Genomic DNA, 14,251 nt, shown 5'->3' on the forward strand with positions numbered 1-14,251 from the left:
CACCGAGGAGGAGCACGTGTCCCCGTCCCCGTCCCAGGTCCCCCCGCCAGCCCTCCCCTCCACGACCCTGACCGCGAACTCCCTGGGGGTTCCCGGCATCGTCTTCCTCGTCCTGGCCGCCGTGGCCCCGCTCACCGGCATCATCGTCATCGCCTGCCTGGGCATCGCCCTCGGCAACGGCGGCGGCATGACCGGTTCCTTCGTCCTGGTCGCCGCCGCACTGCTGCTGTTCGCCGTGGGGTACGCCCGGATGGCCCGCGAGACCGTCCACGCCGGCGGTTTCTACGCGTTCGTGCTCAAGGGGCTGGGCCGCCGGGCGGCGCTGGTGGCCGCCGTCACCGCCCTGCTGGGCTACAACCTGTTCGTCGCCGGTGCCGTCGGCACGACCGGCTTCTTCTTCGGGACCGTCGTGGAGCAGCTGACGGGCATCTCCGTGCACTGGTTCGCCTGGAGCCTGGTGACCGTCCTGCTGGCCGCGGCGCTGACCCGGCGCGGGGTCGCCTTCAGCGCCCGGGTGCTGGGCGTCAGCCTCGTGCTGGAGGTCCTCGTCCTCGTGGTGTTCGACGTCAGCGTCCTGCTGCGGACGGGGTTCTCCCCGGAGGTGTGGTCCCCGGCGACCGTCGTCGGCCCCGGGCTCGGGCTCGGGTTGCTGTTCGCGGCGAACGCCTTCATCGGCGTCGAGGCCACCGGGTTGTTCAGCGAGGAGGCCAGGGACCCGGTGCGCACCGTCCCCCGGGCCACGTACCTGGCCGTCGGGATCATCGGCGTCTTCGCGGCCGTCACCGTCTGGGCCATCGTGAGCGCGACCGGCGTGGCCCGGGCCCAGCAGACGGCCCAGGACCACCTCGCCACCGGCGACCTCGTGTTCAGCCTGTCCCGGCAGTACCTGGGCACCGCCCTCACCGACGTCATGATGCTGCTCCTGCTGGTCAGCCTCTTCGCCGCCCTGATGGCCCTGCACAACTCCGCCTGCCGGTACCTGTTCTCCCTGGGACGGGTCGGCGTCCTGCCGCGCACCCTGGGCCGGGTCAGCTCGCGCGGTGTGCCGCAACGGGCCTCGACCACCCAGTTCGCGTTCGCGACGCTGGTGGCCGCCGCCTTCTGGGTGGCGGGGACCGACCCCATCACCACGCTGGTGCCGGCCATGACCGGGTCGGGCACGCTGGGCATCCTGTGCCTGCAGGTGATGGCCGCCGCCGCCGTCGTCGTGCACTTCCGCCGCCGCGGCGACCGGCGCTGGTGGAGCACCGCCGTCGCCCCCGGGCTGGGTTTCTGCGCCCTGTCCGGCATCGTCGTCCTGGCGGTCGCGAACTTCCCGACGATGGCCGGTTCGGACTCCCCCGTCGTCGCCGCGCTGCCCTGGCTGTACGCCGCCGCCGCGCTGGTCGCCGTGGTGTGGGGTTCCCTGCTGCGGCGGCGGGCCCCGCGCGTGTGGGCCGGGTTGTCCCAAGACCTCGAGGCGGACGACGTCCGGGAGACCCCGGTCGAACCGGTCCGCTGACCCTGGACGCGGGCACCTCCTCGGTTTCTCCGGGGTTCTGCGCGGGAAGAACTGTTTCCGCCGTGTTTCCAGCCCGTTGCCGTCGTTCGAAACCCTTCCGGAGACGGGTCACCCGTGGCATCTTCGATCTCCACACGGAGACGCAAGGACGTCGGGAACCCCGGGAGCGAAACCACCGCCCCTCCGCCCTTCCCCCGGACCACTGGTCCTGGAACCCGCCGCGAGAGTCAGGGAGAACACATGCTCAGCCGCAGGAACCTCCTGCTCGGTACCGCCTCGCTCACCGCCCTGGGCACCGCCGCCGCGTGCGGCCGCACCACCGACGGAGCGGCCCCCGCGAGTCGCCCCGACGGCGCGGGGAACCCCCGCCCCGTGAAGAAGATCCTCTTCGACTACCCCTTCACCTCGCTGCCGATCTACGCCGCGATCACCGGCATCATGATCGACTACGCGGGGACCAAGGGCGTCGAGATCGTCCTCACCAACGACAACAACGACCTCACCCAGCAGGTCACGAACCTGACCACCCACCTCGGTTCCGACGTCGACGCCGTCGTCTCCTTCCCCGCCGATCCCGCCAGCCTGGACTCCCTCGCCCAGCAGTACATGGCCGCCGGCAAGCACTGGGTCACCTACGGCGGCGACCTGGACCACCAGGACGCCACCTTGCAGTTCAGCTTCGAGCAGTCCGGCCGGCAACTGGCCGAGGACGCCGCGCAGTGGATCCAGGGAACCCTCGGCGGCCGGGCGAAGGTCCTGATCGTGGAGGACCAGGTCATCCAGATCGGCCGGGAACGCACGAAGGGGCTCGTCGAGGCCCTGGCCGAGAAGGCCCCCGGCGCGCAGATCGTCGCCCAGCAGCAGGGCATCACCCCCTCGGAGGGGTTGTCCGTGACCACGGCGGCCCTGGCCCAGCACCCCGACATCGACGTCGTCCTGGCCGCCACCGGCGACGCGGCCCAGGGCGCCTACCAGGCCCTGGTCACCGCCGGCCGGCCCGAGGACGACCCCCGCACCTACGTCGGCGGGCTCGACGCGAACCTCTTCGCCCTGCAGAGGATGAAGGCCGGGAACTTCTTCCGCGGCACCGTCACGGTCGACGGCGTCGCCATCGCCCAGGCCGTCGTCGACATCCCGCTGGCCCTGGGGCGCGGTGAGACCGACGCGAGCCGGGACCTGCCCGTCAGCCTCGTCACCCCCACCGACACCGCGCAGATCGACGCCCTCATCGAGCAGTTCGGAGGCTGAGGTGGGACTGGTCCTGGAAGGGCTCACCAAGCGCTACGGCGTCACCCTGGCCCTGGACGCGGTCGACCTGCACGTCGCCTCCGGCCACGTCCACGCCCTGCTGGGGCACAACGGCGCCGGCAAGTCCACGCTCATCAAGTGCCTGGCCGGGGCGACCACCCCCACCGCCGGCACCATCGCCCTGGACGGGCGGACGCTGACCGACCTCACCCCCCGCCGGGCGACCGCCGCCGGCGTCGCCGTCATCCACCAGCACCTGTCCCTGGTGGGGAACCTGTCGGTGGCCGACAACCTGTTCCTCGGGCAGGAGCGGCGCACCGGCGGGGTGTTCACCGCCCGCCGGCACCAGCAGGAGGTGGCCGCCGAGACGCTGCGCACCTTGGGTTCCCGGTTGTCCCCACGGACCCTCGTGGCCGACCTGCCGGTCGGGCAGCGCCAGCTGGTCGAGATCGCCAAGGCCCTGCAGCGCGACGCCCGGCTGCTCGTCCTGGACGAACCCACCGCCTCCCTGTCCGCGCAGGAGGCGACCCGCCTCGTGGAACTCGTGGAGCGGCTGCGGGCCCAGGGCCTGACGATCCTGTACGTCACGCACCTGCTCGAGGAGGTGATCCGCCTCAGCGACCGGGTCAGCGTCCTGCGCGACGGCCGCCGCGTGTTCGACGCCGACACCGCCGGGCTGGGCACCGCCGACCTGGCCGCGGCCGTCAGCGGACGGCGGGGCGTCACCCGCACCCCGCCCCCCGCCGTCCCCGCGCAGGCCCCGGTGGTGCTGCGCACCCGAGGGCTGGCGGGCCGCGGCATGGGGCCGGTCGACCTGGACCTGCGCGCCGGGGAGGTCGTCGCCCTGTTCGGCCTCGTCGGCTCCGGGCGCACCCGCATCCTGGAGACCCTGTACCGCGGCGGCACCCAGGACACCCAGGTCGACGGGCGCACCGTCGCGACCGGGTCGCCCGCGCGGTCGCTGGCCGCCGGGATCACCCTCGTGCCCGGTGACCGCCACACCCAGGGCCTGTTCGGCACCCTCGGTGCGCAGGAGAACAGCGTCTTCCGCGTCATGGGTCCCCTGGGGCGCCGGCCGTGGCGCTCCCCGCGCGCCGAGCGGCGCGCCTTCGAGGAGGTCGCCGCGCGGGTGGCGCTGCGACCCCGGCTGGCCCACCAGCCCGCCGAGCGGTTCTCCGGCGGCAACCAGCAGAAGATCCTCCTCAGCCGCTCGCTCAACGAGAGGGCGGCGCTGCGGGTGCTGCTGCTGGACGAACCCACCCAGGGCGTCGACGTGGGCGCCCGCGCCGAGATCTACACCGTCGTGCGCGCGGTGGCCGAGCGCGGCGCCACCGTCCTGTTCGCCACCAACGAGGCCGAGGAGGTCCTGGCCCTGGCCCACCGCTGCCTGCTCGTCGCCGACGGCCGCGTCGTCGACGAGGTCGACGTCGCCACCACCGACGCGGCCGCCCTGACCGCCCGCCTGCACCCCGGGACCGCCCTGGCCGGCGCCCCCACGCCCCCTGGAGGAGACCGCCGATGAGCACCGCCCCGACCACCGGCGCCACCGCGCCCCCCGTCCCCGCCGCAGCCCCCGCCGGACCCACCTGGGCGCAGCGCGCGCAGACCGGCCTGACCCGCAACCCGCTGCTGGTGCTGCTGGTCGTCATGGTCGTCGCCCTGCAGGTCAGCACCGGATCGGCGCTGGCCTGGCCGAACCTGCGCGGGGTCCTGCTCGACGCCGCCGTCATCGCCGTCGTCGCCGTGCCCAGCGCCGTGCTGGTCATCTGCGGCTACATCGACCTCAGCGTGGGGTCCACCCTCGCCCTCGGCGGCGTCGTCGCGGGCAAGGTCATGGCCGGCGGGGACGGGAACCCCGTGGTGGCCGTCGTCCTCGCCGTCGCGCTCGGGGCCCTCGTGGGCCTGGTCAACGGCGTCCTGAGCACCCACCTGGGGTTGTCGTCGTTCATCGTCACCCTCGGGTCCCTGACCGCGGTGCGCGGTGCGGCGCAACTGGTCAGCCCGCTGCCGGTGAACACCTTCGGCGACGCCTTCGGGTTCCTCGGGGTCGGCACGCTGGCCGGGGTGCCGCTGGCCGTGTGGCTGGCCGTGGTCGCCCTGGTCGTGGCGGGGGTCGTGCTGACCTGCACGCCCGTGGGCCGGCACGTGTACGCCATCGGCGTCAACCGGGAGGCGGCGTTCCTGTCCGGCGTCTCGGTGCGCCGCGTGCCGCTGGTGGTGTTCGTGCTGTCCGGGGCGGCCGCCGCCTTCGCCGGGGTCGTCACCGTCGCCCGCCTCAACAGCGCCCCCGCCGGCCAGCTCGGCCTGGGTTTCGAGCTGCAGGTCCTCACCGCCGTCCTGCTCGGCGGGGTCGCCCTGACCGGCGGGGAGGGCGGCATGTTCGGCGTGGCGATCGGCGTGCTGTTCCTGGGCGTGCTGCGCAACGGCCTGACCCTGCTGGACGTCACCACGTTCTGGCAGAGCGTGGCCAGCGGTCTGGCCCTCGTCGCCGCCATCGCCCTGGCCCGCGGGACCCACGCGGTGCGCCGGCGGCTCGAAGCGGCCGCCGCGGCCCGCGCCGCCGACGGCCCACCCGACGCCGCGCAGCCCTGACCCCGGCGAGAACCCGACTGGAAGCCGGCCGGAACCCGACGAGAACCCGGCCACGACCCGTACCGACCGACCGCCCCGCGGCGGCGCACCCTGCGGAGGACACCATGAGCACCCCCACCCCGACCGGTCCCTGCGACCTGCTGCTGACCGGCGGCAGGATCTGGACCCAGGACCCCGGCCGCCCCTGGGCCCAGGCCGTCGCGGTCACCGGCGGCCGCATCAGCGCCGTCGGCGACGACGCCGAGCTGCGCGAGCTGGCCGGCGACCGGACCCGGGTGGTGGACCTCGCCGGCCGGTTCGCGCTGCCCGGCCTCGTCGACGCCCACATCCACCTCAACCTCGGCGGCGCTCAGGCGCGCTGGGAGATGCCCGTGGCCCCCACCGCCACCCTCGACGAGGTCCTCGAGGCCGTGCGGAGCTGGGCGGGCGGCCTCGGCCCGGGCGAGTGGGTCGTGGGCGGCATCCTGGGCAGCACCGTCCTGGCGCGGATCGACGCCGACCCCGGGGCCCTGGCCCGCCTCGACGAGGCCGCCGGCGGCCGCCCGGTCCTGCTGCGCGACGACTCCATGCACAACCGCTGGGTGAGTTCGGCGGCGCTCGCCGCGATGGGCGTGGACGCCGACAGCCCCGACCCCGCCGGCGGCCGCCTCGTGCGGACCCCCGACGGCGCGCTCAACGGGCTGCTGCACGAGATGGCCTCCAGCCTGGCCGAGTCCGCGTTCGCGGCCTCCGTCCCCGACCCCGCCGCCCGCACCCTGGGTTCGCTGGAGGCAGCGGTGCGCGTCGTGAACTCCTTCGGCATCACCTCGGTGCAGGACGCCGCCACCACCCCCGCGCCCGTGCAGGCGCTGCGCACCCTGGAGGACCAGGGCCGGCTGAGCCTGCGCGTGGTCACCTCCGCCCCCGTGCGCCCGTTCCTGGAGGACAGCGTCGTGGGCGACGAACTCGTCGCCGAACTGCGACGGCACCGCAGCGAACTCGTGCGCCCCGACTTCGTCAAGGTCGTCCTCGACGGCGTGCCCACCACCCGGACCACCGCGCTGCTGACGCCCTACCGGTGCCACCACCAGCACGACACCCCCGAGCACGGCGAGCTGTACTGGACGCCCCAGGACCTGCGCGAGCAGGTGGAGCACTGCTACGACCTCGGGATCGGGGCGAAGTTCCACGCCACCGGCGACGCCTCGGCCCGCGCCGTCCTGGACGCCGTGGAGGCCGTGCGCGCCGAGCGCGGGCCCGGCCCGATCTTCCACGTCGCGCACGCGGAGTGGGTCCACCCCGACGACCTGCCCCGCTTCGCGGCCCTCGACGTCGTCGCCGACGCCTCGCCGTACATCTGGTACCCCGGGGTGATCCCCGACGCGATCGCCGCGGAGGTGCCCGCCGAACTGCTGGACACCATGTGGCCGCTGCGGGACCTCGTCGCCGGCGGCACCGTCGTGGCCGCCGGTTCGGACTGGCCGTGCGCCCTGCCGACCCCCGACCCGTGGACCGGGCTGGAGACGCTGGTGACCCGCCGCAACCCCGACCCGGCCGTGCCCGGCGCGCTGAACCCCGGGCAGGCCCTGGAACTCACCGACGCCCTCACCGCGTTCACGTCCGGCGCGGCCGCCGCCACCGGCCTGGCCGACGTCGCCGGGCGGCTGGTCCCGGGCTCGTCGGCCGACCTGATCGTGCTGGACCGGAACCTGTTCGAGGTCCCCGCCGAGCAGATCCACGCCACCACCGTGCTGCAGACCTGGTTCCGGGGGGAACTGGTGCACGAGGCGGGGACGGCCCCGGTCCCGGCGCCGCCGCTCCACCGCGAGGTCGTGGACGCGCCGGCGTCCTGAGACCGGGCAGGGGTTCTCACGAGTTCCGCTGAGTTCCGACGAGTTCCGATGAGTTCCGACGAGTTCCGATGAGTTCCGACGAGCTGGGAGGTGGTCCGTGCCGGACCTCGGGTTGGGTGGGTCGCGGGTCCTGGTGGTGGGCGGTGCCTCCGGGATCGGCCTCGCCTGCGCGCGGGCGTTCGCGCAGGAGGGCGCGCGGGTCGGCGTCCTCAGCCGCAGCCCCGCCTCGATCGAGCGGGCACTGGCGGGCGACCTGTCGGCGCACCGCGACGCGGTGCGGACCGAGGTCGCCGACGTGCGCGACGACGCCGCGCTGGGCGGTGCGGTGCGAGGGCTGGCCGGGCGGCTCGGTGGCCTGGACCACCTCGTGGTCTCCGCCGGGGTGGACGGGGAGTTCGGGGCCGGCGTGGCCGAGGTCACCCGCGCCGGTTTCCGCGACGTGCTGGAGGTGAACGTCGCCGCGGCGTTCTCGGCGGTGCAGCACGCGTGCCCGCACCTGCGGCGTTCGACGGCGCCCAGCGTGACGTTCATCGGGTCGGACTCCGGGTTCGTCACCGCCCGCGGGATGATCGCCTACGGCGCCTCCAAGGGCGCCCTCGTGCAGCTGACCCGGGTGCTGGCCCACGAGCTGTCCGCCGACCCGTCGCCCGGCCCCGCCGGGGGCACCGGGATCCGGGTGAACAGCGTCTGCCCCTCGATCACCGACACCCCGATGGCCCGCCGCGGGCTGGGGGTGGACGACCTCTCCGGTGCGCCGTACCCGGTGAACACCCCCGAGGACGTCGCCTGGGCGGTGCTGTTCCTCAGCTCGCCCCGTTCCCGGGCCGTCAACGGCGTCTCGCTGCTGAGCGACTTCGGGTACAGCGGCCGTTCGTCCTTCCCGGCCTGAAACCCGCCGGCCGGGGAGGTGGCGGTTCGCCCGGCGGTGGTCGCCGGGTGGGCACTGGACCGGGTGGTCACCGGTCGACGGCGGCGCGGACCCCGAGGTCGAACTCGTTGCCCTCGGGGTCGGTCAGCGTGGCCCAGCGCCACCCGAAACCCTCCCGTTCGGCGACCAGGCCCGCCCCCAGGGCGATCACCCGGTTCACCTCGGCGCGCCAGGTGGTCCGCTCGTCGTGGACCAGGTCGAGGTGGAGGCGGTTCGCGGTGGCCGCCGGCGCCGGGGCGGGCAGGAACAGGAACGCCAGCCGGCCCGCTTCGCGCTCGGCGACACCGATCCCGGCGACGTCGGCGTTCGCGCCGTCGTCGACCGGGCGCCCCAGGACCTGCGACCAGAACCGGGCCTGCCCCGGGACGTCGCGGCAGTGGACGACGAGCTGGGCGATCGTGGAGCTCACGGGGCCGTCACCGGCCAGCACACCTCGGTGCGCAGGGCGCGCGGGTCGGCCGTGTCGGCCCCGCTGACGACGTAGTGCTCCCGGACCGGTCCGGGCCCGCCCGTCCCCAGGCCGAGGACGTGCCGGCCGAGGTGGCCGTAGGTCAGGTCGAGCTCGGAGCACGGCCCCTCGTGCAGGGCGCCGGCGTACGTCCCGCCGGGCAGGACCCGCAGCGTCACGTCTTCGAACTCTTCCAACTCCTCGAACTGGTCGGACCCGGCCGGGGCGTCCGCGACGGGCAGGAACGCGGTCACCGTCCCGCCGTCCCCGCTGAACCAGGTCGCGTCGTACGCGGCCCCGTAGGGGCCCTGCGGGTGCAGGCCCAGGGTGCGGGCGGCGGCGCCCAGTCGCGGGTAGACGACGGCGCACCAGTCGCCGAGGTCGGCGGGGACGACCTCGCTGCTGCTGACCAGGCACCGCTGGGCGGGCAGCACGCTGCGGTGGACGGCCGGTTCGGCCCGGTCCAGCAGCGCACCCAGGGAGGTGACCGCGGCCGCCGTCCGCAGCAGTTCGGTCCGCAGGACGTCCAGGTGGTCCAGCAGGTGCTGCTCGCGCGCGGCGCCGGTGGCGGCCAGGGTGGCCCGGATCTGCGCCAGCGGCATCCGCGCGGCGCGCAGCCGCCGCACCAGGTGGGCCCGGTCCACCTGGTCGGGGCGGTAGCGGCGGTACCCCGTGACGGGGTCGGTGCAGGCCGGTTCCAGCAGGCCGAGCTGGTGGTAGTGGTGCAGGGCCTTGGTGGTCAGGTGGGTGAGCCGGGAGAACTCCCCCACCAGCATCGTCTCGGTCACGGGCCCAGCCTGGACCCTCCTGCGGCAGGAGGGTCAACACCCGCCGCGGCCGGGAGCGCGGGGGGTTCGCGCCGGACCCGCCAGGTCCTGTCAGGGTCACGCTGATCGCGGTCCGCGGACCGCGCGCTCGGGCAGGATGGCCGCGCGGAACCCCCTGCTCCCCTCGCCGGGGTGCGGGCCGGGTCCGAAACCCTCGTGCGGCGCCGCGACCGGCGGCACCCGACCACCTGGAGGGAGCGACATGACGTCCGCAGCCGCCCGCACCGCAGGGCCCGCCGACCCGGGGTCGCCGTGGGCCCCGTTGCGGGGCAAGGTCTTCCGCGTCCTGTGGATCGCCTCGTTCGTCAGCAACGTCGGCGCCTGGATGCAGACGGTGGGTGCGCAGTGGTTCCTGCTCGACGCGCACGCCGGGTCCACCCTGGTGGCCCTCGTGCAGAGCGCCACGAGCCTGCCGGTGTTCCTGCTCACCCTGCCCGCCGGGGTCCTGGCGGAGTTCCTCGACCGTCGGCGCGTGCTGCTGGCGGTGCAGTGCTTCCAGGTGGTGCTGACCGCGCTGCTGTGCCTGCTGACGTTCAGCGGCCACCTCACCCCCACCGCGCTGCTGCTCACGACGTTCCTGCTGGGGTGCGGCTCGGCGGTGCAGATGCCGGCCTACCAGGCCCTGGTCCCCACCCTGGTGGCGCCGGGGCAGATCGGCGCCGCGGCCTCGCTGAGCTCGATCGGGGTGAACCTGGCCCGCGCGGTGGGCCCGGCCGTCGCCGGTCTGCTGGTCGGCAGCCTCGGGGTGGGCGGGTTGTTCGCCCTCAACGGCCTCACCTTCGCCGTGTTCGTCGTGGCCCTGGTGAGCGTGCCGGGGCGGACCGGCGCGCACCCCGGCGGCCCCCACCCGCGGTTCGTGCAGGGTCTGCAGGCCGGCGGGCGGTACGTGCGCCACAGCCCGTTCGTGCGCCGGGCGATGCTGCGCCTGGTCCTGTTCGTGGTCCCGGCCAACGTGCTGTGGGCGTTGCTGCCCCTGGTGGCGCGCCAGCGGCTGGGCCTGGGCTCGGCGGGCTACGGGCTGCTGCTGGCCGCCGCCGGTGTCGGCGCCGTCGCCGGGGCGCTGCTCGCGCCGCGCCTGGCCCGGGTGCTGGACCCGACCGCGCGCCTGGCCTGGTCCGGGGTCGTCTTCGGGGTCGGGATGGTGGTGCTGGGCACCGGGCGTTCGCTGCCGCTGGCGCTGGTGACCCTGCTGCCGGTGGGGGTGGCCTGGATCGTGGTCATCGCGGGGCTGAACTCCGCGGTGCAGGCGTCGCTGCCGCCGTGGGTGCGGGCCCGGGCCCTGTCGATCTACCAGGTCGTCCTGTTCAGCGCCACGGCGGCCGGCGCGGCCCTGTGGGGCGTCGCGGCGCAACGGTTCGGCCTGCCCCAGGCCTTCGGCGCGGCCGGGGTCCTGCTGCTGGCCGGGGCCGTCAGCGTGCGGTGGTGGCGCCTGCACGAGCTCGCCGCCGGGGCGCGGGAGGTCGTGGACCACTGGCCCTCCCTGGACGTCGCGGCTCCCGGTGCCCCGGGGCCGGCGGACCGGCAGGACGCGCACGCCGGGCCGGTGCTCGTGCAGATCCGCTACGAGGTGGCCCCCGGACGGCTGCCGGAGTTCCTGTCCGCGGCCGGCCCGGTGGAGCACTCCCGGCGGCGCACCGGCGCCCTGTCGTGGGACCTGTACCGCTGCGCCGACGAACCCGGCGTCCTGGTCGAGCAGTTCAGCGTGGCCGACTGGGACGACCACCTCGCCCAGCACCGCGAACGCCTCACCCGCACCGACCAGCAGGACCAGGAGCGGCTGCGGGCCGCGGCGACCCGCGTCGGGCCGGCCCGGCACCTCGTCCACGTCCCCCGGCCCTGACCCGACGCCGGTCCCCGCCGGCGGCGGCCGGCTCAGCCGCGGGACGGGGCGGTCGCGGCGCGCTCGACGGTGACGACGACGGCGGTGACCGCGACCGCCGCCACGACCAGCGGCTGCGGGGCGAAGGCGGCGGCACCGGCCAGGAGCCCGAACAGCACGACGAGGACGTTGCTCGCGCGGTCCAGGTCGTGCCGCAGCACCAGGCCCCACGTCGCGAGCAGGAACAGCGCCACCGGCACCGTCACCGCCGCCGCGGACGCCACCGCGCCCAGACCGCCGTGCCCGGTCTCGTGGTCCAGCAGGACCTCGACCCCGGCGGAGAAGGCCCCGGCGGCGGCGAAGACGACGTAGTGCATGTAGCCGTAGACCAGACCGGCGCGCCGGCTGCCCAGCCGCCGGTGGTGCTGCCCGGAGAAGTACACCCACCACAGGCCGGCGGCCAGCACGAGCGCGCACCCGGCGAAGACGATCAGCTCCCCCAGGTGCTCGGTCGCGCGCAGCGCGTCGATGAGGGCGTTGGCCGAGGCCAGCAGCGACTCGCCGAGCAGGATGAGGGCGAACAGGCCGTAGCGCTCGGCCACGTGGTGCGGGTGCCACGGTGTGGGACGGGCGCGCTCGGCCCACACCGGCACCGCCAGCTCGGCCAGGGCCAGCACGACGAAGGTGAGCGTCCCGCCCTGCCCGGGCAGGGCCAGCCGGGCCAGCCAGGCCACCTGCACGACCGCGATGCCCAGCGCGTAGCGGTGGGTGGTGGCGCGCAGGGCGGCGTCGGCCCGGGAGGCCCGCAGCCACTGGACGACCAGGGCCAGCCGCATCACGACGTACCCGGCGGTCACCACCGTCAGGTCGCCGGCCGCGAACGCGTCGTGGACGCCGGCGGCTACTACGAGGACGCCGGCCATCTGCACCAGGGTCAGGACGCGGTACAGCCAGTCGTCGGTGTCGAACGCGGACGCGAACCAGGTGAAGTTCATCCACGCCCACCACACGGCGAAGAAGACCGTGGCGTACGCGACCAGCCCGTGGGTGACGTGCCCGTCGCCGAGGTCGTGGTGCAGCTCGACCGCGGCCGAGGACACCGCGACGACGAAGACGAGGTCGAAGAACAGTTCCAGGGGGCTGGCCGCGCGGTGCGGTTCCCGCCGGTCGCGCGGGCGCATGGGCCGCAGGCCCGCGCGTGGTGCGCGCCCGCGGCGTTCCTCCGTCGGTGCCTGCGCCGGGGATCCGGTGCTCATCGTCCTCCTCCGTCGCTCCTGCCGCGGGCTCGGCTCGGCCCCGGCCACGGTCCGCCCCTGCGCGGTCCCGGGCGCTCGGGCGCTCCGGGATCCCCGGTGCCGCCTCCGGTCTCGGTCGCGGCCGTGCGCGGCGGGGCCGCCGCAGTCTGGCAGGGCACGGGCCGGCCGCGGCGGGCGCCGGGGCCGGCCCGGTGAGCCGCCGTCCGTGGCGACGGGCGGGCGCGGAGGACCTCGCGGGAGACCGGAAGCACACGGCCGCAACGGATCGCGGCGCCCCCTCCGGTGGCCGACGCGCGCCGGCCCGCCCGCGGGCCCGGTCTGTCCCTGGCCTTCTCAGGGTCACCCTCGGGCCGGCCGCCGCCCCGCGGCGCAGCGCCGGCCGGCCGGCGGGTGGACGGCGGGCCGTCCGGCACCGGCGGCGTGGCAGCATGGTGCGCCGGTGGCGGCGGGGTTCGGCACGTCCGCTGCGCGCGACCGCGTGTCCCCCCGCCCTGCGAGGCGGAGGGACGAGGGACCAGTGGAGCTGATCGGTCGGGCCGGGGTGTGGCGGACGCTGTCGGAGCTGACGCAGCGGCCCGGTGCCGGGGGGCGCGCGGTCCTCCTGACCGGGAACGCCGGGGTCGGCAAGACGGCCCTGCTCGACGCCCTCGCCGAGCGGGCCCGCACCCGCGGTCACCACGTGCTGCGGACCGCGGGGAACCGCTCGGGGCGCATGTCGTCGCTGACCAACCTGCGTGAACTCCTGCAGGCGCTGCCCGCACCGCACCTGGCGGACCTGCCCGAGCGGCAGGCGGGAGTCCTGCACGAGGTCCTGCGTGAGGGCACGGGCGAGGTCCCCGGCGCCGCGCCGGGACCGGGCGCGGCGCCCGCGCTGCTGCGGCTGGCGGTCCGCTCGGCGCTGGAGGCGGCCGCGGGAGCCGCTCCGCTGCTCCTGGCCCTCGACGACGTCGACCGCCTCGACGAGAGCACCTTCGACGTCCTGCTGCCGGTGCTGAGCAGCCCGCCGGACGGGCCGGTCACCGTGGTGGCCACTTGCCGCGAGGAGCTGGTCCCCCGCGAGCTGGGGCCGGTCACCGAGCAGCTGCGGGTGGGCCCGCTGGACCACGCGGCGGCGGTCGAGCTGCTGGAGGCCAGCGGGCACCGCCTCCCCGGCCGGGTCCGCGAGGCGGTCCTGCGGGCCGGTGCGGGCAACCCCCTGGCCCTGCGGGAACTGGCCCGCAGCGTCGCCGCGGGCGCAGCGGTGGAACCGGTCGCCCTCAGCGGGGCGCTGCCGGTGCCGCAGGTGCTGGCCGACGTCTTCGCCCGCGACCTGGCCGGGCTCGCGGACGACACCCGCCGGCTGCTGCTGCTGGCCGCCTGCGGGGAGAGCGACGTGCGGGTGCTGCTGCGGGCGGCGGGGCAGCCCGGGACGGCCGCGTGGGAACCGGCCGAGCGGCGCGGCCTGGTCAGCATCGACGGGGAGCGGGTGGTCTTCCGCCACCCCCTGGTGGAGTCCCACGCCTACTTCAGCGCCCCGGCCGGGCAGCGGGCGCGGGCGCACCGCGCGCTCGCCGCCGCCCTGGCCGACCGGCCCGAGCAGGCCGCGTGGCAGCTGGCCGCGGCGGCCACCGCCCCCGACGACGCCCTCGCCGAGCACCTGGCCGCGGTGGCCCGGGCCCAGCGCGGGGGGGGGGGGGGGGGGGCGGGGGGCCGCCGCCCCCGGGAACCCCCGCCCGGGGGCGGCGGCCCCGCGCCGGCCCCCCCGGCTGCAGGACCGGTGAGGTCCCGGCCGATCCGGTCGACGAGGGTGGCGAGGTCGCC

11 protein-coding genes are annotated in these 14,251 nt (G+C 75.9%); 8 read left to right on the top strand and 3 right to left on the bottom strand.

The window, feature by feature from the left end; genetic code table 11:
- Positions 1 to 16 precede the first annotated feature (16 nt).
- The 6 genes from ACRYRX_RS19410 (at position 17) to ACRYRX_RS19435 (ending at position 8,062) form a co-directional block, all read left to right on the top strand.
- Positions 17 to 1,501 carry an APC family permease gene (locus ACRYRX_RS19410; RefSeq protein WP_432514556.1) on the top strand — a complete coding sequence of 495 codons (1,485 nt, stop codon included), beginning with the start codon at positions 17 to 19 and terminating at the stop codon, positions 1,499 to 1,501.
- A gap of 240 nt (positions 1,502 to 1,741) precedes the next feature.
- Positions 1,742 to 2,749: a sugar ABC transporter substrate-binding protein gene (locus ACRYRX_RS19415; protein WP_432514559.1), complete on the top strand. Its 1,008-nt coding sequence runs from the start codon at positions 1,742 to 1,744 to the stop codon at positions 2,747 to 2,749.
- Position 2,750: 1 nt separating this feature from the next.
- Complete coding sequence (locus ACRYRX_RS19420) at positions 2,751 to 4,271, top strand: sugar ABC transporter ATP-binding protein (protein WP_432514562.1); 1,521 nt, start codon at positions 2,751 to 2,753, stop codon at positions 4,269 to 4,271.
- On the top strand, positions 4,268 to 5,341 hold the full coding sequence (locus tag ACRYRX_RS19425) for an ABC transporter permease (RefSeq protein WP_432514565.1): 1,074 nt from the start codon (positions 4,268 to 4,270) through the stop codon (positions 5,339 to 5,341). Before ACRYRX_RS19420 ends, ACRYRX_RS19425 begins: the two co-directional genes overlap by 4 nt.
- A 104-nt stretch (positions 5,342 to 5,445) precedes the next feature.
- Positions 5,446 to 7,173: an amidohydrolase gene (locus ACRYRX_RS19430; RefSeq protein WP_432514568.1), complete on the top strand. Its 1,728-nt coding sequence runs from the start codon at positions 5,446 to 5,448 to the stop codon at positions 7,171 to 7,173.
- A gap of 97 nt (positions 7,174 to 7,270) precedes the next feature.
- Positions 7,271 to 8,062, top strand: coding sequence for an SDR family NAD(P)-dependent oxidoreductase (locus ACRYRX_RS19435; protein ID WP_432514570.1), 792 nt, complete (start codon positions 7,271 to 7,273; stop codon positions 8,060 to 8,062).
- Positions 8,063 to 8,129: 67 nt separating this feature from the next.
- Here ACRYRX_RS19435 and ACRYRX_RS19440 read toward each other — a convergent pair whose 3' ends face one another.
- Both ACRYRX_RS19440 and ACRYRX_RS19445 read right to left on the bottom strand, forming a co-directional pair.
- The gene (locus tag ACRYRX_RS19440) at positions 8,130 to 8,510 is read right to left on the bottom strand and encodes a VOC family protein (RefSeq protein WP_432514571.1); all 381 of its coding nucleotides are present in this window, start codon (positions 8,508 to 8,510) and stop codon (positions 8,130 to 8,132) included.
- Entirely contained in the window at positions 8,507 to 9,337 is an 831-nt protein-coding gene (locus ACRYRX_RS19445) for a MerR family transcriptional regulator (protein ID WP_432514573.1), read from the bottom strand. Before ACRYRX_RS19445 ends, ACRYRX_RS19440 begins: the two co-directional genes overlap by 4 nt.
- Before the next feature lie 241 nt (positions 9,338 to 9,578).
- On the opposite strand from ACRYRX_RS19445, the gene ACRYRX_RS19450 reads away from it, so the two are divergent.
- Positions 9,579 to 11,216: an MFS transporter gene (locus tag ACRYRX_RS19450; protein WP_432514575.1), complete on the top strand. Its 1,638-nt coding sequence runs from the start codon at positions 9,579 to 9,581 to the stop codon at positions 11,214 to 11,216.
- A 32-nt stretch (positions 11,217 to 11,248) separates the two neighbouring features.
- Here ACRYRX_RS19450 and ACRYRX_RS19455 read toward each other — a convergent pair whose 3' ends face one another.
- Positions 11,249 to 12,451 (bottom strand): low temperature requirement protein A, encoded by a 1,203-nt coding sequence (locus ACRYRX_RS19455; protein ID WP_432514578.1) that lies wholly within the window; start codon positions 12,449 to 12,451, stop codon positions 11,249 to 11,251.
- Between the two features lie 517 nt (positions 12,452 to 12,968).
- Between ACRYRX_RS19455 and ACRYRX_RS19460 the strand changes: the two genes are divergently transcribed.
- On the top strand, positions 12,969 to 14,251 hold a 1,283-nt coding region (locus ACRYRX_RS19460; protein WP_432514581.1), incomplete at its 3' end, for an AAA family ATPase.

Source organism: Kineococcus lubricus (genome assembly GCF_050871965.1).
Taxonomy (GTDB): domain Bacteria; phylum Actinomycetota; class Actinomycetes; order Actinomycetales; family Kineococcaceae; genus Kineococcus.

Excerpts from the sequence above, each read along its gene's own strand:
- ACRYRX_RS19415 (WP_432514559.1), top strand. The coding sequence starts at position 1,742 with ATGCTCAGCCGCAGGAACCTCCTGCTCGGTACCGCCTCGCTCACCGCC.
- ACRYRX_RS19425 (WP_432514565.1), top strand. The coding sequence starts at position 4,268 with ATGAGCACCGCCCCGACCACCGGCGCCACCGCGCCCCCCGTCCCCGCC.
- ACRYRX_RS19430 (WP_432514568.1), top strand. The coding sequence starts at position 5,446 with ATGAGCACCCCCACCCCGACCGGTCCCTGCGACCTGCTGCTGACCGGC.
- ACRYRX_RS19450 (WP_432514575.1), top strand. The coding sequence starts at position 9,579 with ATGACGTCCGCAGCCGCCCGCACCGCAGGGCCCGCCGACCCGGGGTCG.
- ACRYRX_RS19455 (WP_432514578.1), bottom strand. The coding sequence starts at position 12,451 with ATGAGCACCGGATCCCCGGCGCAGGCACCGACGGAGGAACGCCGCGGG.